Source organism: Bradyrhizobium sp. TM102, assembly GCF_009176685.1.
GTDB classification, from domain to species: domain Bacteria; phylum Pseudomonadota; class Alphaproteobacteria; order Rhizobiales; family Xanthobacteraceae; genus Bradyrhizobium; species Bradyrhizobium ottawaense.
On record NZ_AP021855.1, the window covers coordinates 4,823,718 to 4,850,309 of the forward strand.

At 64.8% G+C, this 26,592-nt stretch carries 25 protein-coding genes; 12 read left to right on the top strand and 13 right to left on the bottom strand.

Annotation, left to right across the window (positions count from 1 at the left end; genetic code table 11):
* Position 1 precedes the first annotated feature (1 nt).
* Positions 2-2,005 carry a TonB-dependent siderophore receptor gene (locus GDN70_RS23230; protein ID WP_173015857.1) on the bottom strand — a complete coding sequence of 668 codons (2,004 nt, stop codon included), beginning with the start codon at positions 2,003-2,005 and terminating at the stop codon, positions 2-4.
* A 524-nt stretch (positions 2,006-2,529) separates the two neighbouring features.
* Between GDN70_RS23230 and GDN70_RS23235 the strand changes: the two genes are divergently transcribed.
* Positions 2,530-2,880: an AraC family ligand binding domain-containing protein gene (locus GDN70_RS23235; protein ID WP_097668180.1), complete on the top strand. Its 351-nt coding sequence runs from the start codon at positions 2,530-2,532 to the stop codon at positions 2,878-2,880.
* 24 nt (positions 2,881-2,904) lie between these two features.
* On the opposite strand, the gene GDN70_RS23240 is transcribed toward GDN70_RS23235, so the two are convergent.
* Together GDN70_RS23240 and GDN70_RS23245 are read right to left on the bottom strand one after the other, a co-directional pair.
* Positions 2,905-3,267, bottom strand: a complete 363-nt coding sequence (locus tag GDN70_RS23240) for a helix-turn-helix transcriptional regulator (protein ID WP_152103081.1) — start codon at positions 3,265-3,267, stop codon at positions 2,905-2,907.
* A complete protein-coding gene (locus GDN70_RS23245) occupies positions 3,267-3,929 on the bottom strand; it encodes an SRPBCC family protein (RefSeq protein ID WP_152103082.1) in 663 nt (220 codons plus the stop codon). Before GDN70_RS23245 ends, GDN70_RS23240 begins: the two co-directional genes overlap by 1 nt.
* Before the next feature lie 297 nt (positions 3,930-4,226).
* Between GDN70_RS23245 and GDN70_RS23250 the strand changes: the two genes are divergently transcribed.
* Complete coding sequence (locus GDN70_RS23250; protein WP_152103083.1) at positions 4,227-4,574, top strand: hypothetical protein; 348 nt, start codon at positions 4,227-4,229, stop codon at positions 4,572-4,574.
* A 35-nt stretch (positions 4,575-4,609) separates the two neighbouring features.
* On the opposite strand, the gene GDN70_RS23255 is transcribed toward GDN70_RS23250, so the two are convergent.
* Together GDN70_RS23255 and guaA are read right to left on the bottom strand one after the other, a co-directional pair.
* On the bottom strand, positions 4,610-5,509 hold the full coding sequence (locus GDN70_RS23255) for an HNH endonuclease (protein ID WP_152103084.1): 900 nt from the start codon (positions 5,507-5,509) through the stop codon (positions 4,610-4,612).
* Positions 5,510-5,560: 51 nt separating this feature from the next.
* Positions 5,561-7,159, bottom strand: a complete 1,599-nt coding sequence (gene guaA / locus GDN70_RS23260; RefSeq protein WP_028145099.1) for a glutamine-hydrolyzing GMP synthase — start codon at positions 7,157-7,159, stop codon at positions 5,561-5,563.
* 150 nt (positions 7,160-7,309) lie between these two features.
* Here guaA and GDN70_RS23265 point away from each other — a divergent pair, with 150 nt between their 5' ends.
* The 3 genes from GDN70_RS23265 (at position 7,310) to GDN70_RS23275 (ending at position 8,654) form a co-directional block, all read left to right on the top strand.
* On the top strand, positions 7,310-7,681 hold the full coding sequence (locus GDN70_RS23265) for a nuclear transport factor 2 family protein (RefSeq protein WP_028145100.1): 372 nt from the start codon (positions 7,310-7,312) through the stop codon (positions 7,679-7,681).
* A gap of 164 nt (positions 7,682-7,845) precedes the next feature.
* Positions 7,846-8,178 carry a DHCW motif cupin fold protein gene (locus GDN70_RS23270; protein WP_152103085.1) on the top strand — a complete coding sequence of 111 codons (333 nt, stop codon included), beginning with the start codon at positions 7,846-7,848 and terminating at the stop codon, positions 8,176-8,178.
* A gap of 266 nt (positions 8,179-8,444) precedes the next feature.
* Entirely contained in the window at positions 8,445-8,654 is a 210-nt protein-coding gene (locus GDN70_RS23275; RefSeq protein ID WP_008141931.1) for a cold-shock protein, read from the top strand.
* A gap of 217 nt (positions 8,655-8,871) precedes the next feature.
* Here the strand turns inward: GDN70_RS23275 and GDN70_RS23280 are convergent, their stop codons facing one another.
* Both GDN70_RS23280 and GDN70_RS23285 read right to left on the bottom strand, forming a co-directional pair.
* Positions 8,872-10,173 (bottom strand): RsmB/NOP family class I SAM-dependent RNA methyltransferase, encoded by a 1,302-nt coding sequence (locus GDN70_RS23280; RefSeq protein ID WP_038972528.1) that lies wholly within the window; start codon positions 10,171-10,173, stop codon positions 8,872-8,874.
* Positions 10,174-10,207: 34 nt separating this feature from the next.
* Positions 10,208-10,630, bottom strand: a complete 423-nt coding sequence (locus GDN70_RS23285) for an MAPEG family protein (protein ID WP_038946451.1) — start codon at positions 10,628-10,630, stop codon at positions 10,208-10,210.
* 171 nt (positions 10,631-10,801) lie between these two features.
* Here GDN70_RS23285 and GDN70_RS23290 point away from each other — a divergent pair, with 171 nt between their 5' ends.
* Both GDN70_RS23290 and GDN70_RS23295 read left to right on the top strand, forming a co-directional pair.
* On the top strand, positions 10,802-11,416 hold the full coding sequence (locus GDN70_RS23290) for an acriflavin resistance protein (protein WP_152103086.1): 615 nt from the start codon (positions 10,802-10,804) through the stop codon (positions 11,414-11,416).
* A gap of 69 nt (positions 11,417-11,485) precedes the next feature.
* Positions 11,486-12,328 carry a metallophosphoesterase gene (locus tag GDN70_RS23295; protein WP_152103087.1) on the top strand — a complete coding sequence of 281 codons (843 nt, stop codon included), beginning with the start codon at positions 11,486-11,488 and terminating at the stop codon, positions 12,326-12,328.
* Positions 12,329-12,343: 15 nt separating this feature from the next.
* Here the strand turns inward: GDN70_RS23295 and GDN70_RS23300 are convergent, their stop codons facing one another.
* The 3 genes from GDN70_RS23300 to guaB form a co-directional block, all read right to left on the bottom strand.
* Positions 12,344-12,643, bottom strand: coding sequence for a hypothetical protein (locus GDN70_RS23300; protein ID WP_028145106.1), 300 nt, complete (start codon positions 12,641-12,643; stop codon positions 12,344-12,346).
* A 170-nt stretch (positions 12,644-12,813) separates the two neighbouring features.
* Entirely contained in the window at positions 12,814-13,836 is a 1,023-nt protein-coding gene (locus GDN70_RS23305; RefSeq protein WP_028145107.1) for an NADP-dependent oxidoreductase, read from the bottom strand.
* A 243-nt stretch (positions 13,837-14,079) separates the two neighbouring features.
* The gene (gene guaB, locus GDN70_RS23310) at positions 14,080-15,570 is read right to left on the bottom strand and encodes an IMP dehydrogenase (protein WP_038946448.1); all 1,491 of its coding nucleotides are present in this window, start codon (positions 15,568-15,570) and stop codon (positions 14,080-14,082) included.
* A 474-nt stretch (positions 15,571-16,044) separates the two neighbouring features.
* Here guaB and GDN70_RS23315 point away from each other — a divergent pair, with 474 nt between their 5' ends.
* On the top strand, positions 16,045-17,535 hold the full coding sequence (locus tag GDN70_RS23315) for a DHA2 family efflux MFS transporter permease subunit (RefSeq protein WP_028145109.1): 1,491 nt from the start codon (positions 16,045-16,047) through the stop codon (positions 17,533-17,535).
* A gap of 208 nt (positions 17,536-17,743) precedes the next feature.
* On the opposite strand, the gene GDN70_RS23320 is transcribed toward GDN70_RS23315, so the two are convergent.
* Together GDN70_RS23320 and GDN70_RS23325 are read right to left on the bottom strand one after the other, a co-directional pair.
* Positions 17,744-18,439 carry an RlmE family RNA methyltransferase gene (locus tag GDN70_RS23320; protein WP_038946447.1) on the bottom strand — a complete coding sequence of 232 codons (696 nt, stop codon included), beginning with the start codon at positions 18,437-18,439 and terminating at the stop codon, positions 17,744-17,746.
* Between the two features lies 1 nt (position 18,440).
* On the bottom strand, positions 18,441-19,514 hold the full coding sequence (locus tag GDN70_RS23325; RefSeq protein ID WP_028145111.1) for a Ppx/GppA phosphatase family protein: 1,074 nt from the start codon (positions 19,512-19,514) through the stop codon (positions 18,441-18,443).
* Between the two features lie 209 nt (positions 19,515-19,723).
* Between GDN70_RS23325 and GDN70_RS23330 the strand changes: the two genes are divergently transcribed.
* Positions 19,724-22,096: a xanthine dehydrogenase family protein molybdopterin-binding subunit gene (locus tag GDN70_RS23330; protein ID WP_038946446.1), complete on the top strand. Its 2,373-nt coding sequence runs from the start codon at positions 19,724-19,726 to the stop codon at positions 22,094-22,096.
* A 130-nt stretch (positions 22,097-22,226) separates the two neighbouring features.
* On the opposite strand, the gene GDN70_RS35125 is transcribed toward GDN70_RS23330, so the two are convergent.
* Positions 22,227-23,024: a hypothetical protein gene (locus tag GDN70_RS35125; RefSeq protein WP_038946444.1), complete on the bottom strand. Its 798-nt coding sequence runs from the start codon at positions 23,022-23,024 to the stop codon at positions 22,227-22,229.
* 104 nt (positions 23,025-23,128) lie between these two features.
* Between GDN70_RS35125 and GDN70_RS23340 the strand changes: the two genes are divergently transcribed.
* From GDN70_RS23340 to GDN70_RS23350, 3 genes are all read left to right on the top strand, one after another.
* On the top strand, positions 23,129-23,632 hold the full coding sequence (locus GDN70_RS23340; RefSeq protein WP_018319890.1) for a YaiI/YqxD family protein: 504 nt from the start codon (positions 23,129-23,131) through the stop codon (positions 23,630-23,632).
* A 2-nt stretch (positions 23,633-23,634) separates the two neighbouring features.
* Positions 23,635-25,446, top strand: a complete 1,812-nt coding sequence (locus tag GDN70_RS23345) for an ABC-F family ATP-binding cassette domain-containing protein (protein ID WP_038946443.1) — start codon at positions 23,635-23,637, stop codon at positions 25,444-25,446.
* A gap of 64 nt (positions 25,447-25,510) precedes the next feature.
* Positions 25,511-26,590: a D-TA family PLP-dependent enzyme gene (locus GDN70_RS23350; RefSeq protein ID WP_038946442.1), complete on the top strand. Its 1,080-nt coding sequence runs from the start codon at positions 25,511-25,513 to the stop codon at positions 26,588-26,590.
* The last annotated feature ends 2 nt before the right edge of the window (positions 26,591-26,592 follow it).

Here is a 26,592-nt window from a genome sequence, read left to right on the forward strand (position 1 = left end):
CTCACCACCGCGCTGTCGCGCTCCCCAGCACGGTCCGTCCCTGCGTGAACGCGCAGGTCCCACCATTGCAGATCGGAACGCGCTCATCCGACAGATTGCGCGCATTCAGAGCCAAGCGCATGCCGCGATAGTCGTAATGCACGCCCGCATCAAACGCCGTGACGGCCGGATTCCTGATCGTATTGACCTCGTCCGCCCAGGTCTGCCCGATCCATCGCGCACCGGCACCGACGCCAAAGCCTGCAAGCAGGCCATTCTGCCAGGTGTAATCGAGGAAGATCGCCGCCTGCTGCAACGGCACGCCGATCGGCACCTTGCCGAGATCAAGGCCATTGCTGCGCGTCACGATGGCATCGGTATAGCTGTAGGACGCGACACCTTTGAGACCCGCGGCCAGCGACAGCACGGCCTCGAGCTCGGCGCCGCGCGAACGAACCTGACCGGTCTGCACCGAAAAAGTCGGAAAGGCCGGATCGATGGTCAACACGTTGTCCTTGGTGAGGTTGAACCAGGTCGCGGTGAAGTAACTGTTCCAGCCAAGCGGCTGATACTTGATACCGGCTTCAAACGATTCACCCGTCGTTGGCGCGAATGGTGTACCGCCGCGCTGGGGTGCCGTCGTGCCGGTTAGCGGCAGAAACGATGTCGCATAGTTCACATAGGGGGCAAGCCCCGACTCGAACAGATACAACAATCCGGCGCGGCCGGTGAACTTGCTTGGCTCGCTGTTGCTCGTCACACCCGTCAGGTCGTTGCGGTTCGAGAGCTCGGCAAAATCCTGCCGGCCGCCGACGGTCAGCCGCCAGCCGCCCCACGCCATCTGGTCTTGTGCGTAAAGCCCGACCTGGCCGAGCGTTTGGCTGTTGGTGCTCATGAGCCCCAGAGGCATCGTCGGCGCCGAACTGCCGTAAACCGGATTGGTCAGATCGAGCGACGGCGCCAAGCCGGCATAATAGTCCAGCGTCGTGCTTTGCCGGAAATAATCAACACCCGCGAGGACCGTATGCTTGATCGGACCGGTGGCCAGCTTGGCCTCGATCTGGTTGTCGACGTTGAATGTGCTCAGCCGCTCACGGAAGGTCGCCGCGTAGCGGTTGAGGGTGCGGCCATCCGGCGACAAACTGAGCGCATCGACCATGTTGCCCTCGAACGACACATGTCCGAGCCGGACATGCTGCCGGAACGCCAATGCCTCGTGGAAGCGATGCTCGAGCCTGTAACCGACCGAGGCCTGCCACTGCGTGAGCGCGTCGAATGCGGGATCGCCGAGACGAATATTGGTGACCACGCCGGTCACCGGGTTGCGAAGGTAATACGGCCACATCGACGTCTTGCTGCGCTCGTACTCGGCCAGCACGGTCAGCGTCGTATCCTCGTTCAGCTTGGCGGTCACGCTCGGGGCGAAAAACACGCGGTCGTCCCACGTCCCGGGAATCTGCGTGCCGCTATCGCGCACCAGCCCGGTGAAGCGATAGAGCAGCTTGTCGTTATCAAGGCTCGGTCCGCTGAAGTCGAAACGTCCCTGATAGCGATCGAAATTGCCGATATCGAGGCCAACCTCGTTGAGCCGCTTGTCGAGCGGCATCTTGCTCACATAGTTCACCATGCCACCGGCTTCATTGGCACCGTACAGCACGGACGACGGACCGCGCATCACCTCGATGCGCTCGGCGCCATAGGGCTCGTTGCGGAAATAGGCGAACGAGCCGTTGCCCTGCCGCAAGCCGTCCCGATAATTGCCGTACTGGTTGGCCGCAAATCCCCGGATCAGAAACTGATCATAACGCGGGTCGAAGCCGTATGGCTGCGTCTGCACGCCGGCGGTGTAGGCCAACGCCTCGCCGACGGTTCGTGCGCCGGTGTCGCGGATCTGGTCCTGCGTCACGACCGAGACGGACTGCGGCGTCTCGATCAGCGGCGTATTCGTCTTGGTGCCGGTGGCGCTGCGCGTTGCGACGAAGCCCTGGACCGGACCCATCGCACTCTGAAGAGTCGTGGCCGACACCGGAGCTGCTGCAGCAATCTGCGCCTCCCTGCGCGGATTCGGCCGCCGCACCGATCGTCGCATCTCGCTTGCAGCACCGGGCCGCGCGGACTGCGCGCGGCGGGCCTGCTGCGGCTTTGGAGCATCGACCGTCACTGGCGGTAGCTGAGATTGAGCGTAACTCTTGCCGTCAAGTCCTGCATCCAACACGAACAAACTGCAGGTCGCGAGAAAACCATGCCTCACGGCATTCAAACTCAGCATTCCAATCCCCGGTGAGCAAAAAATCAGACGCGGACTTATGGGCACACGGAAACGAGGAAGCGAAATTGAATGGGTCTAAGGAATGTCGTCTCGTCGCGACTGTGGCATTGTTGCGACTCCGATCCCGTATGCGCAGCGTGCGACAATCTGGACATCGCACCCCTTGATGGATGGCGCTGCGAGCGCTGCGTCAAACCGTCCCGCGGCGATGTTGAACAAACACCGGCGTCAGGCGTCTACCGTTTCACCCTGTCAACTCAGGCGCGGAACGGAAGGATCCCATGAAGGTTCGCAAGTTTGCCGTGGCGGATGCGTCGTTCGAACGCTCGCCCGGGCAGGACGGAGATATTTTCGCAGGCAATGTGATCGACCGGCGCCACGGCGGCCCGATCACCATCGGATTCGGCCGCTATGCGCCGAACCAGAGCCTCGATGAAAAGCTCGCCGTGGACGATGTCATGCTCGTGCTGGAGGGCAAGCTATCGGTGTCGAGTGAAGCCGGCACCGTCACGGCAGGCCCCGGCGAGATCATCTACATGCCCAAGGGCGAGAAGGTCACTATCCGCTCGCACGAGCAAGGCGCCGTCACGGCCTACGTCACCTATCCACATTGGCAGGAGGCGCATGAGTGAGGCGCTTCGGGTTCGGCACAGCTCTCAAGCCCTCTTGCCGCTCCGCTTGGTCAGCGGCGCATTGCGCCGCTCCCGCTTGCCGCGCGCGACTTCCGTCGCCAGCGCGTCGAGCTTCGGCTCCCAGAAAGTCCTGAACCGACCAACCCACGCATCCACTGCCTGAAGTCCGGCCACGTCGACCGAGTAGAGGCGTCGTTGCGCTTGCGCCCGAACGATCGCAAAGCCGCTCTCGCGCAGCACCTTCAGGTGCTGCGACACGGCGGCTTGCGTGATGCCGAACTCGGCGCCGATCGCCTCGACGACTTCCCCGGAGGCCATCTCTCCCGGGGCGAGCAGTTCGAGGATGCGTCGGCGCACGGGATCGGCGAGGACTTCGAAGACGTGCATCAGCTTCCTGTGCCGGGGTGCGCGATGTCAGGCGGCATCTCGCCGCGATAGAAGGCAATGGTACGGTCCGAGCGCTGCTTCGCCGAGGCCGCATCCACCCCGCTCGCGACATGCGCTGCGCGCCAATACTCACCGCTCCCGGTCATGAATTCCTTGCCCTCGGGCGAGCCCATCCACGCCTCGGCCGTCTCGTGGTCGACCGATGCCCCCGTCGCAACGTATCGCTCGAGCCCGGCAATGGCGAGGTCCCAACCGATGCCGACCGCACCCGGACCGAACTGATTCCAATGATCCTCGATCATCGCGCTGTGCTCGAGCGTCAAGCGCGCCTGGCTCCGTTCTGCCGCCAGCGTGACGTCGATCCAGCTCACCGCGCCTGCAAATTCCCACGTCGCCGCAAAATGAGTTGGCGGCGCACAGGCCGTGATGGTGCCGCCCGCATTGCCCTTGAGCTGATATCTTCCGCCGAGCTGGAGATCTCCCTCGACCGGCAGAAACCAGCGCGGGATGCGTTCCCTGCTCGTCACCGCATCCCAGAGATCGTCGACGCTGGTGTCGTAGAGCCGCGTCAAGGTGACCGCACTGGCTGCCTTTCCGTCCTTCTCGAAATTGCGCACCGAACGCGTGACAAGCCCCAACACCCTGGCAACGTCGATCTCCATCCCGGACCTCCCTTTGATTTCGGGAAGGAATATCGGCATAGGTTTATATAAGTCAATACTTATATTACGGCATGCGACCGTCACCTCGCCATCGAGCACGATGGGTTCCGCCGCACACTTTGAGCGCGCCTGACGTCGCGCGCTTCATCCTCGACCTCAAGGACTTCAACCGGCGCTGACGAGGCCAGGGCGCGCTTGCGCTGGCGTTACCTCAGTACCGATGCTACGAGGCTGCACGCACAGGATGAATCACGGACGCCCCCTCAAGAACGTCCCATTCTCAAACGGAATCCAGGAATGAATGTAACTGTCTCGATCGTCGTCGTGGCTGCCGAGCTTGTCGTCAGCGCGCTGAGTGCCTTCATCTCAATTGCCGCGCTTGGCTTTGCAGGAGAGGCCACCCGATCCAAGGACCTGACGGCCTTTGGCTGGATCCTCGGAGCTGTCTACATCATCGTCGCCCTGACGCCCCTCGTCGCAACCACATGGGTAGCCTACAGGCGGTTTGTTTCGGACAAGGCATTTCCCGTGCTCGAGGTCATCTCGTCCCCGTACCTGGTCCCGGTGGTGCTGTTAGTCGGCGCCGCGATCTTCTGCGTCGGGCTGCTGGCGTTCCAGAATGGCGCGGGGTTGGCGCCGCGATAGGTGCCCATCCTACGCGTTGACCTCGCTCGCTTTCCCTATTGCTTGAAGCTATGTTCGCGATGCCATTTCAGGAAGTGCGGGTGTGGGCGATCTGATATTCGCCGCGGCGCAAGTGCGTACCCCGTCTTATTGATGATTGATCGCGCGCCGTCCGGATCGTTTGTCTGGCGCGAGATCAATATCTTCAAATCGTCCGCCAGGCTAATGAGGCCGCGATCGAACATCCAATGCGCGGTACCACAAAGTGCGATGCCATTGCTAATGATGTCAGGTCCACGCGCCTCGACCGGTCGTATGTGAGCGGCTGCGACCTCGGCACGCCCCATTCCATTGATAAGCTTTAGCCCGGTGATGGCACAACGCTCATCGTAGGCGCGAAGCACGACGCGACGGAAGACTCGATCGCGCAAAATCCTAGATACTGTCACGCTAATACGCTCGCGCTGCTGTTCGAATCTGAACGGCACCGCCTCCTCGTTAAGGTCGAGTGGACGGACATCGTCATCGCGTCGCGGCAACAGCGGCGCATTCTCCGCCAAACCAAGTTCACATATTCTGTTGAAGTCGCCGGGGGAGATTGGACGGACTGCAGACTGAGCGCGTCCTGAAATTCGTCCCTGCTCATTCAGGACGCCGCGCTCTACGGGACCAGTTGGCCCGTTGAAGGGGACCGGATTGGCGAAATCGAGGTAACTTCCGGGTTCGATCATAGCCAAATACATTCCCGAAGTACCTGGATCGGGAACAACCTGCTGAACCCGCGCAATCGCAAAGTAGCCCCGCGTCTCAGCGACCTTGCTCGGTTCGTAGTAGATTATCCAATCACCGACGCAGGCTTCAACGCGGCGAAGATACTGGCTGGGAAATTGATATTGTTCAGCGGGGCTGTCATCGTAGATCGAGTCCGATCGATGGATGAATACCCCAAATCCCATGATCTAAGCGACGCCGCCTTCCCGAAGCGCTTGAGATTGAATAGGCCCCCCCTACTCCCACTCAATCGTCCCGGGCGGCTTGCTGGTCACGTCGTACACCACCCTATTCACGCCCTTCACCTCGTTGATGATGCGCGTGGCGGTCTCGCCCAGGAACTTCATGTCGAACTGGTAGAAGTCCGCGGTCATGCCGTCGGTTGAGGTGACGGCGCGCAGGCCCACGACGTAGTCGTAGGTGCGGCCGTCGCCCATGACGCCCACCGTCTTCACGGGGAGCAGCACGGCGAAGGCCTGCCAGATCTCGTCGTAGAGACCGTGCTTGCGGATCTGGTCGATGTAGACGGCGTCCGCCTTGCGCAGGATGTCGAGCTTGTCGCGGGTAATGTCGCCAGGGCAGCGGATGGCAAGGCCCGGGCCCGGGAACGGATGGCGGCCGACGAAGATCTCGGGCAGGCCGAGTTCGCGGCCGAGCTTGCGCACCTCGTCCTTGAACAGCTCGCGCAGCGGCTCGACGAGCTTCATGTTCATGCGCTCGGGCAGGCCGCCGACATTGTGGTGCGACTTGATCGTCACCGAGGGGCCGCCGGTGAAGGAGACGCTCTCGATCACGTCGGGGTAGAGCGTGCCTTGCGCCAGGAAGTCGGCGCCGCCGATCTTCTTGGCCTCCTGCTCGAACACCTCGATGAAGAGGCGGCCGATGGTCTTGCGCTTGGTTTCGGGATCGGTGACGCCTTCGAGCTCGCCGAGGAACTGCTTGGACGCATCCACGTGCACGAGCGGGATGTTGTAGTGGTGGCGGAACAGGTCGACCACGGTCTTGGCCTCGTCGAGGCGGAGCAGGCCGTGATCGACGAACACGCACGTCAGCTGCTCGCCGATGGCTTCGTGGATCAGCACGGCCGCCACGGCGGAATCGACGCCGCCGGAGAGGCCGCAGATCACCTTGCCCTTGCCGACCTGGGCGCGGATTTTTGCGATCTCCTCCTCGCGGAAGGCGCGCATGGTCCAGTCGCCGGTGAGCCCTGCGATCTTGCGCACGAAGTTGCGGATCAGTTTCGCGCCGTCGGGCGTGTGCACCACTTCGGGGTGGAACATCAGGCCGTAATATTTGCGCGTCTCGTCCTGGATGATCGCGAACGGCGCGTTCGGCGAGGTGCCGGCAACGGAGAAGCCCGGCGGCATCTTGGTGATGCGGTCGCCATGGCTCATCCAGACCTGGTTCTTGCCGCCCGACGACCAGACGTCCTCGAACAGCTTGCTCGGCGCCTTCACCTCGACGTCGGCGCGGCCGAATTCGCGGTGATGGCCACCCTCGACCTCGCCCCCGAGCTGGGCCGCCATGGTCATCTGGCCGTAGCAGATGCCCATCACGGGCACGCCGGAATCGAAGATCGCTTGCGGGGCGCGGGGCGAGCCGGCCTCGTGCACCGATTCAGGACCGCCCGAGAGGATCACCGCCTTTGGCTTCATCTCGTTGAAGGCGGCTTCGGCCTTGTTGAACGGGACGATCTCGCAATAGACGCCGTCCTCGCGCACGCGACGCGCGATCAGCTGCGTCACCTGGCTGCCGAAGTCGACGATGAGAATCTTGTCGTGCGCCGAGGCCACCGAGGGCGTCGACGCGGAGCGGTCGTTCTGTGCTGCTGTCATGGCCAGCAGATACGCGACGGGGGCTTTTCCCGCAACCGCGCGGGCCGCGCGCCCACATTCTTCTTTGGGCATGGACAAGGTGGACATAGGTAAGTATCATTGACCTAATATGCCCCGCTCTTCAAACAGGGGCCGGTCAGGGAGAACGCCATGCCGCAGCATCATCAGCCTTCAACGCTTGCCGAGCTCGGCCGGACCTGGGTCGAGGCCTGGAACGCGCGCGATCTCGAACGCGTGCTCGCGCTCTATGACGAGGCCGCCGTGATGACCTCGGACCGCATTCCGGCGCTGGGGTTCGATGCCAGCGGAACGTTGCGCGGCAAGGACGCCTTGCGGGCGTATTGGGGCAAGGCGCTTGGGCTGCTGCCGGAGCTGCATTTTTCGCTGATCGAGCTGTTCGTCAGCCCCGATAGCGTCGTGGTGTTCTACGCGAACGAGCGCGGCAAGAAGATCTGCGAATATCTGCGGGTGAATGATGCGGGGCTGATCGTGCAGGGCTCGGCGAACCATTTGGTGCATTGAAGGGTGCTCTCTCCCCGTCATTGCGAGGAGCTCTTGCGACGAAGCAATCCAGACTGTGGCCGCAGATGCATTTCTGGATTGCTTCGCTGCGCTCGCAATGACGGAGACCGGGGCGACAGCGTGCGCTAACAACAGAACTGCCGGCTCAGAGATAGGACTCTCCCATGAAACTCCCCACCTCTCCCTTTACCGTCACCGACTGGAGCAAGGTCGAGGCCACCACGCATCCCGGCGAGACCGGCAAAGCCAAGTGGCGCACGCTCAACATCGGCGACCTCCGGGTGCGGATGGTCGAGTATTCGCCGGGCTATTTGGCCGACCATTGGTGCGATCGCGGCCACGTGCTCTACGTGCTCAAGGGCGAGCTCGACAGCGAGCTGCGCGACGGGCGCAAATTCAAGCTCACGGCCGGGATGAGCTACCAGGTCTCGGACTACGGCGACGCCGCGCACCGGTCCTCGACCGCGACCGGAGCGACCCTTTTCATCGTGGACTGAGATCCGCCGGGCGGTTAATTTGCACCGCAAAATAGCAAAGTCGCGCGACGCGCCGGCTCACGGGTGGTGCCTTGAACTGGCCCCAAATTCTCGCTATATTGTGATCATCGATACTTGGCCGAACGACTGGGCCGCTTCGCTTCGTTGCTGACGGGCGCGCACGCTTCAGATGAATTCTCCAAACATCGACTCATCAGGGACTATGGGCGCAATGCTGCGTACCGGTCCGCGTGCGTACTCAATCTAACTAACTAAAGGAAATTCCCATGGCTATGGGCACCGTGAAGTGGTTCAACACCCAAAAGGGTTATGGTTTCATCCAGCCGGACGACGGCCAGAAGGACGTGTTCGTGCACATCAGCGCCGTCGAGCGCGCCGGCCTCTCCTCCCTCAACGAGGGTCAGAAGGTCTCGTTCGACATCGTCGCCGATCGTCGCAGCGGCAAGTCCTCGGCTGACAATCTCCGCGTCGGCTAACGCCTACGCAGCGTTCTGACCACGGACGTACCGGCAGAACGTTAGAAAAATGAAAGCCCCGCGACCGGGATCCGGTGCGCGGGGTTTTTGTTTTTGGCTCCCCGTCATTCCGGGGCTCGCGAAGCGAGAGCCCCGGAATCCATTGGACCGCGGAGACTGCCGCGCGATGGATTCCGGGCTCGCCCTGCGGGCGCCCCGGAATGACGGCGGAGTATTGTCAGCCCGCCTTCTTCAACACCGACACGAAGAACCCGTCCGTCCCAGTCCGCCGCGGCGTCATCAGCCAGCCCTCGGGCGACTGCAGCGCGGCCTCCCCAAACGCCTCCGCCTTGTCCCACAGCACGCTCGCGGTCTGCTCGGGCGGCACGGCCGCGAACTCGGGATGGCGCGCGACGAATGCCCTCACCTGCTCGTCGTTCTCTTCCGAAAGCACCGAGCAGGTGATGTAGGCAATGCGGCCGCCAGCCTTCACCAGCGGCACCGCGCGCTCCAGCACCTCGGCCTGGTCGCGCAGGCGAATCTCCAGCGCGCCCGGGCGCATGCGCCATTTGGCATCGGGGTTGCGGCGCCAGGTTCCGGTCCCCGTGCAGGGCGCGTCGATCACGACGAGGTCGGCAGAGGCGCGGATGTCGGCCAACGGATCGGCCTCGCCCTTGGGCGTGCGGACATCGGCATTATGGACCCCGGCGCGCGAGAGGCGCTCGTGGATCGGCGCGAGCTGGCGCTTGTCGCTGTCGGTCGCGATCAGCCGGCCCTTGCCCTGCATCAGGGCGGCGAGCGCCAGGGTCTTGCCGCCGGCGCCGGCGCAGAGGTCGATCACCTGCTCGCCGGGCTTTACCGCGGTGAATTGGGCGGCCAGCTGCGATCCCTCATCCTGCACTTCAATGGCGCCCTTGATGAAATCCTCCTCGGCCTGGATCCCGGGGTTGCGCGCATCGGCCGAAAGCGCGATGCGCAGGCCCGTTGCCGACCAAGGCGTCGGTTTCGCATGAAGATGAGCAAGCGACTGCAGCGCCTTGTCGCGGTTGGATTTTAGCGTGTTGACGCGCAGGTCGAGCGGCGCCCGGCTCGCCATCGCGGCCGCCTCCGCGGCACGGTCCTCGCCGAACACTTTTGCCAGGTGCGGATCCAGCCATTCGGGATAGTCGCCGGCGATCGCGGCCGGCGCGTCCTTCAGGGACCGCGAGGCGAGCGCGGCCGCTTCCGCCTCGGTCAGCGGCGCCGGCGCAAAGCGGCTGCCGTCGAACAAGGCGCCCATCGTGGCCGTGTCCATGTCGCGCTCGAGCCGGAGCATGCCGATCAACCTGGCACGCGCGGTACCGGACTCCATCAGGAACGCGCTCGAGGCGTAGCGGCGCAGCACGTCCCAGACCAGGCCGGCAATGGCGGCGCGGTCGCCCGAGCCGGCAAAGCGGTGCGCGGTGCCCCACTCCTTCAGCGCCTTGGCCGCGGGCACGCGGTCCTTCTCGATGGTGTCGATCAGTTCGATGGCTGCGGACAGCCGGGCAGCGGGAGTCATTTGAATCTTTCAGATGAAATCGGACTCGCAAGAGTCAGATCAACAAGAGCATTTTCAGTGCGAAGTAGATCCACATCGCCAGCAGCACGAGGACGCCGGCGAGCCAGACCGTGGAGCGCCGTCCGAGATCGTTCGAGGAGACGAACACGCCGGCATGGGCAAAGCGCGTCACCACGAACACCCAGGACATCAGCACGATGAAGAGATCGGCATGGCGCAAGGGCAGCGCCAGCGCGATCAGGACGTAGAGCAGGACCGGCAGCTCGAACTGGTTGCGGTAGCAATTGGCGATCTGTGTGGCGCCCTTCGGCCAGTTCGGCTCGCCGAGTGCAATGTCGCGGATGCTGGTCTCGCCGGAGACCAGCGTCTTGCGGCGCGCGAACACCATGCCGATCAGAAGCGCGAAGGTAAGGCCGACCTGCACGAAGACAGGGAGCAGGACCATTTGGACGGACATCGGAACTTTCCCGTAAGGCGGAACGCCGCGAACCGTCATTAGCCGCCGCTCCTCGTCCTGACAATCAACCAGTTGAACCGGCGTTCCCGGTCTTGCGACCAACCACCGATAGTTAAAGCGATTTCGGCTCCTTTTCGGGAGCCCAAGGCGAGATAGAGGCGAGATGGCGCCATGACCACCCTGTCCAGCCTCTGGACCGAATCCGCCGACGGCCAGCTCGGTATCCTGATGTCGGCCCTCTCAGGTATCGCGATGGCGCTTGCGGTCGCGCTGGCGATGACGGTCTACTTTCGCCTGAGCTACCGAACCCGGCGCGACGTCGTCAGGCATGGCCTCGCCGCTCTGGCCGCCACTGCCCTGTTCGCCTTTGCCGCCTACGACATGCGCCACGCCGCGCTCGCCTATCTCGGTCTCAATCCGTCCAAGCCCGCCGTCGAGTTCGAAATCCGCATGCCCCGGGCGATGCTGACGGCGGTGACCGACAGCCAGATCGAGCTGCATACCGACCGCAACCAGACACTGGCGCTGGTCGAGGGCGTGCGCGACCTCTCGGATGGCCGTGCGCTGCTGCGCGGCGCGGTCGCGCTCAACCACCGCACCGCGGACCGCGTGCTGGTCGTGAACCTGCCGGGCAAGGGCATTTTCGAGTTCCGCCTCCGTCTGCCCGCCGAGCCGCATCGCTCCCAAGAGTTCGGTCCCTGGCACCTCGCCGACCGCATCGCCTCGCCGCTCGCCGACACCGTCGCGCCGCAGGACGCCTACACGATCCGCTACCGCGTGCTTTAAACTTTGTTCGTTGCGATCCATGCCCGCGCCGTCATCGTTCCGACGCGCAAGCACGGGTACGGTGATCGCATGTCCGAATTTCGCCTGACGCAGATTTCCGACACCCATCTCGGCCGGCGCTTCCCCGGCCTGATCGCCAACTTCCAGGCGATCAGCGAACATATCGACGGCAACCGGCCCGATCTCGTCATCAACACCGGCGACGTCGCCTTCGACGGGCCGACCGGCCGCGACGATGTCGTCTTCGCAAAAGACCTGCACGAGGCCCTGCCCGTCGCCTGCCGTTACCTCCCCGGCAATCACGACATCGGCGACAATCCGACCGCGGTTGGCCCGGGGCCGAAGCCGCCGGTCACGGAAGCGCATCGCCGGCAATTCTGCGACCTCATCGGCGAAGACCATTGGTCATTCGAGGCCGCCGGCTGGCGCTTCATCGGCCTCAACTCGCTGGTGATGAATTCCGGGCTCGCCTTCGAGGCCGAGCAGTTCGACTGGCTGTCGCAACAGATCGCGCGCACGAACGGCAGGCCGGTCGCGCTGTTCCTGCACAAGCCGGTGTTTCTCAACCTGCCGGACGATCCCGAGACGCCGGAGACCGCGATCCGCTACGTGCCGCAGCCGGCACGGGCACGGCTGATCGAGATGCTCGGGACGATCGACCTGCGCCTCATCGCCAGCGGCCACGTGCACCAGCGGCGCGACTTCACCTGGCGCCACACCCGCCATGTCTGGGCGCCGTCGGCCGGCTTCGTCATCAACGATCAGCGCCAGGACCGGATCGCGATCAAGGAAGTCGGGCTGGTCGAATACCGCTTCCGGCCCGACGGTTTCGAGGTCCGCCACGTCAGGGCCGCGGGCCAGGTCGATGTCGACATCGAGGAGTTGCTCGTCCAGATGGGCGGCGAGCATTAAGGCGCGCTGATCCGCTCAGGCGACGCTCTTGAGGTCCTGCTGGATCGCAGCGAGCAAGGATTGCAGCGCCTCGCTGTTCACCGGCTTGGCCGCGAGATCATTGGCAGGCGGCTGCCTGGCGGGCTGCACGGCCTTGACCGGGCGCTTTGGGAATGGCGGGGGCGGTGCCGGCATCGAGGGGCGCGTCAGATCGCCCTCCTCGTCGACATGGACGAACTTGCCATGGATGACGTCGTCGTGGCGGCCCATGACGAACATGGCCAGCCAATAGCCGGCAGCAAGCAGGATAACGCAGAAAACACTGATCTCTAACATCGCAGCACCTAAAATATGCCCGATGATTCAATGCCTTCGCGATCCCGTCAATGAACAGCCGGTCACACCTGCGGCTTTTGCGGGCAGGTGTGACCATTTGGTGACTCTTTCTTAACTATCCCGGGGCGGCATGTGGCTCCCGAGCCACGGGAGTCCCAGTCCCTGTCGCGCTAGGCCTTGTCCGGCCCGACCCGGACCAGCTGCTTGCCGAAATTAGCGCCCTTCAAGAGGCCCATGAAGGCGCCAGGCGCGCTTTCCAGGCCCTCGGTGACGAACTCCTTGTACTTGACCTTGCCGTCGCGGACCCAAGAGGACATGTCGCGCAGGAAGTCGCCATGGCGCGAGGCGAAGTCGGAGACAATGAAGCCGCGGAAGGTCAGCCGCTTCGTCAGCGTCGCTCGCATCATCGATGCGGCCCATTTCGGCGCCTTGGCTTCGGTGTCGTTGTAGTGCGCGATCAGGCCGCACACCGGCACACGCGCGAACGGATTGAGCAGGGGGAACACCGCCTCGAACACGGCGCCGCCGACATTCTCGAAATAGACGTCGATACCTTTCGGACAGGCCTCCTTCAGCTTGGCGGCCAATTCGGGATCGCGGTGATCGATGCAGGCATCGAAGCCGAGCTCCTTCACCACGTAGGCGCACTTGTCCTTGCCGCCGGCAATGCCGACCGCGCGTGCGCCCTTGATCTTCGCGATCTGCCCCACCGCCGAGCCGACCGCACCGGAGGCACCCGCGACCACGACGGTCTCGCCTGCTTGCGGCTTGCCGATGTCGAGCAGGCCCGTATACGCAGTCATGCCGGGCATGCCGAGCACGCCGATCGAGGTCGAGATCGGACCGAGCTTCGGATCGACCTTGATCAGGCCCTTGCCGTTCGAGATCGCATGCGTCTGCCAGCCGGTCCGTGCACGGACGATGTCGCCCTTGGCGAAATCCGGATTGTTGGAGGCCGCGACCTCGCTCACCGCCTCGCCTTCCATCACGCCGCCGACCGGCACCGGCGCAGCATAGGACGGACCATCACTCATGCGCCCGCGCATATAAGGATCGAGCGAGAGCCAGATCGTGCGCAGCAGGACTTCGCCTGCCGCAGGCGCCGGGACAGCGAATTCCTCGATACGGAAATCAGACGGCTTGGGCTCACCGACGGGACGCGCGGCGAGAACGATGCGCTTGGCTTGGGACATGATGGCTTCCTCCTGATTGTCTTTCGACGTGAACGGAAGCGGAGGGAGGTAGCTGCGTCAATACAAAAGCGGTGACGCGTGATGGCGTTTCACGCGCAGCTCTCGTGTCCCGGACGCGCAGCGTTGCTGCGCAGAGCCGGGACCCAGAAAGCGACACGGCAAAATGCCGAGACATGGGCCCCGGCTCTGCAGCGCATCACCGAAGAGGTGCTGCGCTGCGTCCGGGGCACGAGAGCGGAGTAACTAACCCCCGCCCGGATAGTTCGGGCTCTCGCGCGTGATGGTGACGTCGTGGACGTGGCTTTCGCGCAGGCCGGCGCCGGTGATGCGGACGAACTGAGCCTTGTCGTGCAGGTCCTTCATGTCCTTTGCGCCGACATAGCCCATCGCGGCGCGCAGGCCACCGGCAAGCTGGTGCATGACGTTGCCGACCGGGCCCTTGTAGGGCACCTGGCCCTCGATGCCTTCAGGCACGAGCTTGAGCGTGTCCTTGATGTCCTGCTGGAAGTAGCGATCGGCAGATCCGCGCGCCATCGCGCCGACCGAGCCCATGCCGCGATAGGCCTTGTAGGAACGGCCCTGCCACAAAAACACTTCACCGGGCGTCTCGTCGGTACCGGCCAATAGCGAGCCGACCATCGCGATGTCGGCCCCCGCGGCGAGCGCCTTGGCGAGGTCGCCGGAGAACTTGATGCCGCCGTCGGCGATGACGGGAATGTCGGCCTTCTTCGCCGCTTCCACCGCATCCATGATCGCGGTGAGCTGGGGAACGCCGACGCCGGCGACGATGCGCGTGGTGCAGATCGAGCCCGGGCCGATGCCGACCTTGATGCAGTCGGCGCCAGCATCGATCAGGGCCTGCGTGCCCTCGGTGGTAGCAACGTTGCCGGCAACGACCTGCACGGAGTTGGAGAGACGCTTGATGCGGTTCACGGCATGCAGCACATGACGGGAATGGCCGTGCGCGGTGTCGACGACGACGAGGTCGACGCCGGCATCGATCAGCCGCTCGGTGCGCTCGAAGCCGGTGTCGCCGACGGTGGTGGCGGCGGCAACGCGCAGGCGCCCCTGGGCATCCTTGCAGGCGAGCGGATGGGCGACCGCCTTCTCCATGTCCTTGACGGTGATGAGGCCGACGCAGCGATATTGCTCGTCGACGACGAGCAGCTTCTCGATGCGATGCTGGTGCAGCATCCGCCGCGCCTCGTCCTGGCTGACACTCTCGCGCACCGTGACGAGACCTTCATGCGTCATCAGCTCGGAGACTTTTTGCCGGCGGTCGGTGGCAAAGCGCACGTCGCGGTTGGTGAGGATGCCGACCAGCTTGCCCGGCGTGGACTTGCCGGCGCCGGTGACGACGGGAATGCCGGAGATGCCGTGATCGCTCATCAGCTTGAGCGCGTCCTCGAGCGAGGCCTCGGGGCTGATGGTGAGCGGGTTCACCACCATGCCGGACTCGTAGCGCTTGACCTGCCGCACCTGCGCGGCCTGCCCTTCGGGATCGAAATTGCGGTGGATGACGCCGAGGCCGCCGGCCTGCGCCATCGCGATCGCCATGCGGGCTTCGGTAACGGTGTCCATGGCGGAGGCCATGATCGGGATGTTGAGCGGTATGGCGCGGGTGACGCGGGAGCGGATGTCGACCTCGCCCGGCATGACGTCCGACAGGCCCGGCTTCAGCAGCACGTCGTCGAACGTAAAGGCTTCGCGAATGCCTTGTTGCACCGTGGCCATGTGCCAACTCCTTCCGCGGCCCTGCCGCAAATAGCTATGGATGAGCGCCGCCCTCGGCGTACCTTGCGGCATCGCCTTGAGAATCGGAGCCCATCGGTGGGGTTGACGCGGGTCGATAGCACGGTCGCGTGACGAATCAAAGCAATTCGGACCGCCGGCCAGCCATGCACAGGCTTTTTTGGCCAGTTCAGCGTGGATAGCCGGGGGCAGCCCCTTCTCGTCATTCCGGGGCGCGACGACGTCGCGAGCCCGGAATCCATCCCGCAGCGGTCCCTGCGGCCCAATGGATTCCGGGCTCGCGCCAAGTGGCGCGCCCCGGAATGACGAAGGAGCGCGACACGCAACCCTGGAGAGAGGTCACACCGTTGTTACACGGGATCTAGGTGCTATGCGTCGATCCGCAATGGTCGGGGGCCGGCGGCGGTGATAAGCCGCAATTCCACCCTTCCTTCCGATTTTCATTACCAATCCGTCATGGTCGACAAGCAACGCGTCATTCCGCTGATCGTGGCCACCGCGCTTTTCATGGAGAACATGGACTCGACGGTGATCGCCACTTCGCTGCCGGCGATCGCAGCCGACATCGGCACCAGCCCGCTGACGCTGAAACTCGCGATCACGTCCTATCTGCTGTCGCTGGCGGTGTTCATCCCGGCGAGCGGCTGGACCGCCGACCGCTTCGGCGCGCGGATGGTGTTCGCGATCGCCGTCGGCGTGTTCATGGTCGGATCGGTCGGCTGCGCGCTCTCCTCCTCGGTCACCGATTTCGTGTTCGCGCGCGTCCTGCAAGGCATGGGCGGGGCGATGATGACGCCGGTCGGGCGCCTGGTGCTGTTGCGCTCGGTCGACAAGAGCGCGCTGGTCAACGCCATGGCCTGGGTGACGGTCCCTGCCCTGATCGGTCCCGTGATCGGGCCGCCGCTCGGCGGCTTCATCACGACCTACGCGTCCTGGCACTGGATCTTCCTGATCAACATCCCGATCGGGCTGCTCGGCATCTTCATGGCGCTGCGCTTCATCGACCCGATCAAGAGCGAGGAGCGCGAGCCGTTCGACCTCTACGGCATGGTGCTCGCAGGCATCGGCCTCGCCGGCATCGCCTTCGGCCTGTCCGTTGCTGGTCTCAACCTGCTGCCGTGGAGCACCGTCGCCGCGCTGATCGCGGGCGGCGCGATCTCGATGACACTCTACGTCATTCACGCCCGGCGCACCGGCTCGCCGGTGCTCGACTTCTCGCTCCTGAAGCTGCCGACGCTGCGCGCCGCCGTGTTCGGCGGCTTCCTGTTCCGGCTCGGCATCGGCGCGCTGCCGTTCCTGCTGCCGCTCTTGATGCAGATCGGCTTCGGTCTGTCGCCGTTCCATTCGGGTCTCGTCACCTTCGCCTCTTCGCTCGGCGCCATGGGCATGAAGACGCTGGCGGCGCGCATCATCCGCACCTTCGGCTTCCGCAATCTGATGACGGTGAACGCGATCGTCAGCGCCTTCTTCCTCGCCGTCTGCGCGCTGTTCACAGTGACGACGCCGCTGCTCATCATCATGGTCATCCTGGTGGTCGGCGGCTTCTTCCGCTCGCTCGAGTTCACCGCGATCAACACGGTCGCCTATGCCGACGTCGAGACTGCGCAGATGAGCCGCGCCACCACCCTCGTCAGCGTCAACCAGCAGCTCGCGGTCTCCGCCGGCGTCGCCGTCGGCGCGGCCTGCGTGGAAACGACGATGTGGTTCAACCATGTCAGCGAAATCGACGCCACCGTGTTCGCCCCCGCCTTCCTCGTGGTCGCGCTGACCTCGGCGGCGTCGAGCTGGTTCTTCTGGCAGATGCCCGTCGATGCCGGCCACGAGATCTCCGGCCGCAAGGCCGTGGAGATCGCCAGTCGCAAGGGTGCCGGCAAGGGTGCAGAAAAGGCGGCGGTCAAGGCGGCGTCCGAGGATACGCAGGACGTGCGGGATCAAAGGTTGGGGTGAGTTGAGCGAGCGGGCGCCTCACACTCGGTGTCGTCCCTGCGAACGCAGGGACCCATAACCACAGGGAGGAGACGTTGCGCGAGTCTGCCACTCCGAGTCTTCGCCAAACTTCTCCCTGTGGCTATGGGTCCCGGATCGGCGCTTCGCTCCAGACAACGCTACGCGTTGTCGGGAGCTCCGCTTGTCCGGGACGACAGCGGAGATTGGCTCAGGCAGCCCCGCCCCGAAATCCCGTCGCCAGCACGTAGCGTTCCGAGGAATCCTGCCGGCTCGCCGCGGGCTTCACGTGACGCACCGTCGCAAAATCGCGCTTGAGCTGGGCGAGCAGATCGGCATCGGCGCCGCTCTGGAACGTCTTGGCCAGGAACGCGCCGCCGGGCTTGAGCACGTCGCACGCAAACGCCGCGGCGGTCTCGACCAGGCCGACGATACGGAGCTGGTCGGTCTTGCGGTGGCCGGTGGTGTTGGCGGCCATATCGGACATCACGAAATCGGCGCCGCCGCCCAGCATCGCGGTCAGCTTCTCAGGCGCTTCGTTGGCCATGAAGTCGAGCTGCGCGAAATCCACGCCGGGGATCTCCGGCATTTCCAACAGATCGATGGCAACGACCTTGCCCCTGCCTTCCACCGAGCCGACGCGCTTGGCCGCGATCTGGCTCCAGCCGCCGGGCGCCGCGCCGAGGTCGACGACGGCCATGCCGGGTTTCAAGAGCCGGAATTTGTCGTCGATCTCCAGAAGCTTGAACGCGGCGCGCGAGCGGTAGCCCGCCGCCTTGGCCTTCACGACATAGGGATCGTTGAGCTGCCGCTCCAGCCACAGCTTCGACGACAATTTGCGCTTGCCGCCGGTCTTGACCTTGGTCTTGACTTGGACGTGCAAGCGGCCGGTGGTGTCCTTGGCCATCTCACCAGCTCCTGAGCGCGCCGTCCTCGCGCATCATCTCGACCAGCATGCCCTCGCGCAGGCCACGGTCGGCGACGCGCAGGCGCGGCAGCGGAAAGGCGCGGCGGATCGCATCGAGGATGGCGCAGCCGGCGAGCACGAGATCGGCGCGCTCGACGCTGATGCAACTGTTGCCGGCGCGCTCCTCGTAGCTCATGCCGAGCAGCTTGTTGATGGTCGCGGTGATGTCGGAATCGTTCATCCAGATGCTGTCGATGCGGCGGCGGTCATAGCGCGCGAGGTTGAGATGGATGCCGGCGAGCGTCGTCACCGTGCCCGAGGTGCCGAGCAGGTGCATGTCGGCGAGATCGCCGCCGTGGACTTCGGCGAACGGCGCGACGTGGTTCGCCACCTCCTGCTCCATCGCGGCGTAGATCTCCGGCGTCACGTCGCGGCCGCCGAATTGCTCGGCGAGCGTGACCACACCGTAGGGGATCGACATCCAGGCCTTGATCCGCGGCTCCGGATTTTGCGGATCGCGCTCGATCCGCACCAGCTCGGTCGAGCCGCCGCCGATGTCGAACAGGATCGCGCCGCGGCCCCTGGGGTCGACCAGCGGCGAGCAGCCGAGCACGGCGAGCGCGGCCTCGGTCTCGCGGTCGATCACTTCGAGCTCGATGCCGGTCTCGGCCGCGACGCGGCTGCGGAACCCCTCCGCATTCGAGGCGGCGCGGCAGGCTTCGGTCGCGATCAGCCGCAACCGGCGCGCTTTGCGCAAATTGATCTTGTCGCGGCAGATGCTGAGCGCGGCAATGGCACGCTCGATCGCGGCGTCGCTGATGCACCCCGTCGACGAGACCCCCTCCCCGAGCCGGATAATGCGCGAGAAGGAATCGACGACGCGAAAGCCGTCCTGGGTCGGACAGGCGATCAGCAGCCTGCAATTGTTGGTGCCGAGGTCCAGCGCCGCATAGACGCCGGTTCCCGACGCCTGCGCGCCGACAGCCGGTTCGGTGGCCAACGCCACCGCCGCCATCGACCCCTCCAGCTCACCGTGCGGCGCATGGCCGTCGCGGAGCCGCGTGTGGTCATTCATACAAACTGTCTTTCCGCGGCCGGTCGGGCCGGTCTGGAATTGATTTTTCGCCTGAAACATTAGCAGCGCAGCCGGCCTGCGCAACAACGCATCACATGGGACCATGCCCATTCGTGCGTTGTCGTGAACGGGGTGGTGGGTTATCTCAATGGAGTCCGGTGCCCCGCTGCCGCGAAAATGCGCAAATGCCGGCTTTTCAGGTCAATTCCATGCAAGAACACACCAAATCGTCCACGCTCGAAAACGCTATTGCACTGCAAAAATATGGCGTCGGGCAACCGGTCCGCCGCAAGGAGGACGACACGCTGGTGCGCGGCAAGGGCCGCTATACCGACGATTTCAACCTGCCCGGCCAGGCCTATGCCGTGGTCGTCCGTTCCACCCGCGCCCATGGAATCATCCGCGGCATCGGCATCGACGCCGCCAAGGCGATGCCGGGCGTGCTCGGCGTGTGGACAGGCAGGGATCTCGATGCCGCCGGCTATGGCCCCTTCACCTGCGGCCTGCCGCTGAAGAGCCGCGACGGCTCGCCTTTGCTCCAGACCAACCGCCAGCCGCTGGCGACCGACAAGGTCCGCTTCGTCGGCGATCCCGTCGCCTTCGTGGTTGCCGAGACACTGGCGCAGGCGCGCGATGCGGCTGAGGCGGTCGAGCTCGATATCGAGCCGCTGCCAGCCGTGACGGATCCCGAGGACGCGGCCAAGCCCGGCGCGCCGCAGCTCTATGAGCACATTCCTGGTAACGTGGCGCTCGACTACCACTATGGCGACATGGAGAAGGTCAACGCGGCCTTCGCCAACGCCGCCCATGTCACCAGGATGGACATCGAAAACACCCGTGTCGCCGTGGTCTCGATGGAGCCGCGCGTCGGCCTTGCCTCCTACGACAAAAAGACCGAGCGCTACACGCTTCAGGTGCCGACGCAGGGCGTCGCCGGCAACCGCGCCAACCTCGCCAAGAACCTGAAGGTGCCGAACGAGAAAGTGCGCATCCTCACCGCCAATGTCGGCGGCTCCTTCGGCATGAAGAACATCAACTATCCCGAGTACATGTGCATCCTGTATGCGGCGAAGGAATTGGGAAAGCCGGTGAAGTGGCTCGACGAGCGCTCGACCGCCTTCCTCTCCGACAGCCACGGCCGCGCCCAGAAGATCCATGCCGAGCTGGCGCTCGACGCCGAAGGGCATTTCCTCGCGGCCAAGCTGTCCGGCTACGGCAATCTCGGCGCCTACATCACCGGCGTCGCGCCGGGGCCGCTCTCGCTCAATACCGGCAAGAATTTTTCCAGCGTCTACCGCACGCCGTTGATGGCAGTCGACATCAAGGTGGTGCTGACCAACACCACGCTGATGGGCGCCTATCGCGGCGCCGGCCGGCCCGAGGCGAACTACTACATGGAGCGGCTGATCGATCGCGCTGCCGACGAGATGGGCATCAACCGGCTGACCTTGCGCAAGCGCAATTTCATCAAGCAGAACCAGATGCCGTTCGCGGCGTCCTCCGGCGTCACCTATGACAGCGGCGACTTCCAGGCCGTGTTCAACAAGGCGCTCGAAATCTCCGACCACGAGAATTTCGCCAAGCGCAAGAAGGAGAGCAGGAAGGCCGGCAAGCTGCGCGGCATCGCCGTCGGATCCTATCTCGAGGTCACGGCGCCGCCGAGCCCCGAGCTGGGAAAGATCGTGTTCGACGCTGACGGCACCGTGCAGCTCATCACCGGCACGCTCGATTACGGCCAGGGCCATGCCACGCCATTCGCGCAGGTGCTGAGCGAGCAGCTCGGTGTTCCCTTCGAGAGCGTCAAGCTGGTGCAGGGCGACAGCGACATCGTCCATACCGGCAACGGCACCGGCGGCTCGCGCTCGATCACGGCAACCGGCCAGGCCATCGTGGGAGCAGCAAAGCTCGTCATCGAGAAAGGCAAGCGCGCAGCGGCGCATATGCTCGAAGCGTCCGAAGCCGACATCGAATTCGAAGGCGGCAGCTTCACCATCGCCGGCACCGATCGCAGCATCGACATCATGGAGCTCGCCAGGAAGCTGCATGACGGCAAGACGCCGGAGGGCGTGCCCGACAGCCTCGACGTCGATCATACCAGCGAACCGATCGCCTCGGCGTTCCCGAACGGCTGTCATGTCGCCGAGGTCGAGATCGATCCGGAAACCGGCGTGGTGCAGATCGTGCGCTACAGCGCCGTCAACGATTTCGGCACGGTGATCAACCCGCTGCTGGTCGCAGGCCAGCTCCATGGCGGCGTGGTCCAGGGCATCGGGCAGGCGCTGATGGAGCACATCCGCTACGACGAGAGCGGCCAGCCGATCACGGGCTCGCTGATGGACTACGCCCTGCCGCGCGCCGAGGACGTTCCCAACATGACGGTGGGCGATCATCCGGTGCCGGCCACGACCAATCCGCTCGGCAGCAAGGGCTGCGGCGAAGCCGGCTGCGCCGGCAGCCTGTCGACGGTGGTGAACGCGGTGCTCGATGCGCTCTCAGACCACGGCATCAAGCACATCGACATGCCGCTGACCCCGGAGCGCGTGTGGCGGGCCATTCAGGACGCGAAGGGCAAGGCGGCGTAGGGCTGCCCTTTCTCAGTCGTCATGGCCGGGCTTGTCCCGGCCATCCACGGCTTGCCACGAGGCACGGAGAACGTGGATGCCCGGGACAAGCCCGGGCATGACGACGTGGTGACGATGTGCTTATTTCCGCCTACACCGCCTGTTCGCGCGGCTGGGTGATCGCAATGTGCTGGCAGTGCGCGATCGGCGTCGTGCCGTTGGCGACGACGAGCGCGTCGAGCTCGACGAAGCGGTGGCCCTTCTTCTCGTAGTTCGCGGTGACTTTCGCCCGCGCAGTGATCTCGTCGCCGGCGCGCAGCGCCGACAGCAGCTGCATGCGGCTGCCGACATGGATCCACGGGCCCAAAATGGTGTTGTCGACCAGCACGCGGTTCATCACGCGCTGGATCAGGCCGGGATGACCGAGCCCTTCGCGCGCGAAGATCGGATCGGTCTCCCTGACATCCGTGAGATAGTCTGCGGCGGCCTGCCCGGCCCACCGGCGCGGCTCGGTGCCCAGCCATTTGCCCGTCTCGAAGGTCGCCGGACTGACCGGCTTGCGCTCGGCGACCACGGGGACCGTGACATAGTCGCTCAGCGACACCGCCGGCGCTGCCGCCGGCAGCGAGGCCGTGCCTGTCGCGCAGAGCTCGGTGCGGCTGAACACCTCGATCGTCAGCAAGCCGTTGTGCTCGGTCGCATCGACATCGGCAGGCTCGCCATCATAGACCGGCTTGATGAAGCGGGCCTCGATGAGCCCACGTGCCAGAAAATCACGGCCCCACCGCGCCACCGGCACATGCATCATGTAGGCGAAGACATCGACGCCGGGGACAAGCCCGCCGGAAAAGCCGAAGCGGCGCGCCACGGTGTCGTCATGCATCTTGTTTTCGGATTGCTTGGCGGTGTTGTAGGCCTCGACGCGCCAGGTTTCGAGCCGGTCCGGCATGGGGTCATCTTCCCTGTTCTTGTTGTTTCGGGCTGATCGTAGGCCCCAGGGAACACTGGTCAATCCCCTCGCCTTTGCGGCCCGAATGGGGTACCACGCGGCGAATGACTGACACCCCCACCCGCATCTATGTCGACGCCGACGCCTGCCCGGTGAAGGACGAGATTTATCGCGTCGCGCTCCGGCACGGCGTGCCCGTGAGCGTGGTCGCCGGCAATTTCATCCGCGTGCCGCACGATCCGCTGATCGAGCGTATCGCCGCAGGCGCCGGGATGGACGCTGCCGACGACTGGATCGTCGAACGCGTCAAGCCCGGCGACGTCGTCGTCACCTCGGACATTCCGCTGGCGAGCCGCTGCGTCAAGGCCGGCGCCGACGTGATCGCCCCGAACGGCAAGCCGTTCACGGAAGAATCGATCGGGATGACGCTGGCGGTGCGCAATCTGATGACCGATCTGCGCTCGGCCGGCGAAGTCACCGGCGGCCCGCGCTCGTTCGCACCGCGCGACCGCTCCGCCTTCCTCTCGGCGCTCGACCAGACGCTGCGCCGGATCCAGCGCCGCCGCGCCGATCAGGCCGCGACGAGCCAGAATTTGAGTCAAGGCTGACGATGGCGCCGCCGCTGATCCAACTGAAAGACATCAGGCTGACCTTTGGCGGAACGCCGCTCTTGAGCGGTGTCGAGCTCAATGTCGCGCCATCCGAACGCGTCTGCCTGATCGGCCGCAACGGCTCCGGCAAGTCGACGCTGCTGAAGATCGCGGCCGGCCTGGTCGAGCCCGACGGCGGCACGCGCTTCGTGCAGCCGGGCGCGACCGTTCGCTATTTGCCGCAGGAGCCGGATTTCGGCGAGCACAAGACCACGCTCTCTTATGTCGAGTCCGGGCTCGCCCCCGGCGACGACCAGCATCAGGCGCGCTATCTGCTCGAGCAGCTCGGGCTCACCGGCGACGAGAACCCGCACAATCTCTCCGGCGGCGAGGCCCGTCGCGCGGCGCTGGCCTATGTGCTCGCGCCCTCGCCCGACATTCTGCTGCTGGACGAGCCGACCAACCATCTCGATCTCTCCACCATCGAGTGGCTGGAGCAGGAGCTCGACAGCCGCCGCAGCGCGCTGGTGATCATCAGCCACGACCGCCGCTTCCTCACCAATCTGTCGCGCTCCACCGCGTGGCTCGACCGCGGCAAGATCAAGCAGATCGACCGCGGCTTTGCCTCGTTCGAGAGCTGGCGCGACGAGGTGCTGGCGGAAGAGGAGCGCGACCAGCACAAGCTCGACCGCAAGATCGTCGACGAAGAGCACTGGCTACGCCACGGCGTCTCCGGCCGGCGCAAGCGCAACGTCAAGCGCCTCGCCAATCTGCACACGCTGCGCGACCAGCGCCGCAACTATCGCGGCACGGCCGGCACCGCCAGTCTCGCAGCTAGCGAAGCGGAGCAATCCGGCAAGCTGGTGATCGAGGCCAAGGGCGTCTCCAAGGCCTATGGCGAGCGCAAGATCGTCGACAATTTCTCGACCCGCATCCAGCGCGGCGACCGGCTCGGCATCATCGGACCGAACGGCGCCGGCAAGACCACGCTGGTCAATCTGCTCACCGGCGGCGGGGAACCGGACTCCGGCACCCTACGTCTCGGCGCCAATCTAGAGGTAGCGACGCTGGATCAGCACCGCGAAAGCCTCGATCCGAAATCGACGCTGGCTGAAGCCTTGACCGGCGGGCGCGGCGACCAGATCATGGTCGGCGGCAAGCCGAAGCACGTCGTCGGCTACATGAAGGACTTTTTGTTCGCGCAGGAGCAGCGCGGCACGCCGGTGGAAGTCCTCTCGGGCGGTGAGCGCGGCCGGCTGATGCTGGCGCGCGCACTGGCAAAACCCTCGAACCTGCTGGTGCTGGACGAGCCGACCAACGACCTCGATCTCGAAACGCTCGACGTCCTCGAAGACATGCTCGGCGACTACGAGGGCACCGTCATCCTGATCAGCCATGACCGCGACTTCCTCGACCGCGTCGTCACCTCCGTGATCGCGCCCGAGGGCAACGGCAAGTGGACCGAATATGCCGGCGGCTACAGCGACATGCTGACCCAGCGCGGCGCGGATTTGAAGCGCGAAACGGCGAAGGCCCAGCCGGTTGCGGAGAAGAGAGAGGAGCGCGCCGCTGCTCCCGCCTCCACACCGAAACGCAAGCTGAGCTTCAACGAAAAGCACGCGCTGGACACGCTGCCGAAGACGATGGAAAAATTGCAGGCAGATATCGCCAGGCTGCAACGCGTACTCGACGATCCCAACCTCTACGCCAAGGATCGCAAGACATTCGACGACACCTCCGCCGCTATCGCTAAGGCGCATGATGAACTGTCTGCCGCTGAAGAGCGCTGGCTCGAACTTGAAATGCTTCGTGAAGAAATAGAGCAGGCCTAGCGCGCATTCCGCAAAAGTGGGCACCGGTTTTGCGATCAGAATGCGCGCCAACTAAGAGACTCCCATGACAACTCCCCTCGCCGCAAAAATCGCCCGCGAATACGGCACGCCCTGCGCCGTCATCGACATGGACAGGGTCGAGCGCAACATCGCGCGGATCCAGAAGGCCTGCGACGAGGCCGGAATCGCCAACCGTCCCCACATCAAGACCCACAAGAACCCGACCATCGCCAAGATGCAGGTCGCGGCCGGCGCGAAGGGCATCACCTGCCAGAAGCTGGGCGAAGCCGAGATCATGGCCAATGCCGGCATCGACGACATCCTGATCAGCTACAATCTCCTCGGCGAAGAGAAGATGGCGCGGCTCGGTGCGCTGCAGGCCAAGGCCAACATGACGGTGGCCGCCGACAATTCGACCGTCGTTGCCGGCCTGCCCAAGGCCGCGGCGGCGTCGGGCCGTCCGCTCTCGGTCGTGGTCGAATGCGACACCGGGCGCAAGCGCGCCGGCGTCGAGACGCCGGCGGAGGCGATCGCGCTAGCACGCGAGATCGCGAGCTCGAAGGGGCTCGAATTCGCCGGCTTCATGCTGTATCCAACCGAGACCGGCTGGGCGGACGCGCAAAAATTCTACGACGAAGCGCTGGCCGGCGTGCGCGCGCACGGGCTGGACGCAAAAATCGTCTCGACCGGCGGTACGCCGAACCTGAAGAACATCGGCAAGCTCAAGGGCGGCACCGAGCATCGCTTCGGCACCTACATCTACAACGACCGCATGCAGGTCACTGCGGGCTCGGCGACCTGGGACGATTGCGCGCTGCATATTTACTCGACCGTGGTCAGCCGCGCCGCACCCGAGCGCGGCATTCTCGATGCCGGCTCGAAGACGCTGACCACGGATACCGGCGGTCTCGACGGCCACGGCCTGATCCTGGAGCACCCCGAAGCCAAGATCGCGCGCTTCGCCGAGGAGCACGGCTTCCTCGATCTCTCCCGCAGCAACACTCGGCCCAATGTCGGCGACGTCGTCCGCATCGTGCCCAACCACGTCTGTGTCGTCGTCAACATGATGGACGAGGTGGTGATGGTCCGCGGCGAGGAGATCATCGGCACGCTGCCGGTGGCGGCACGCGGGAAGTTGCGGTAGGC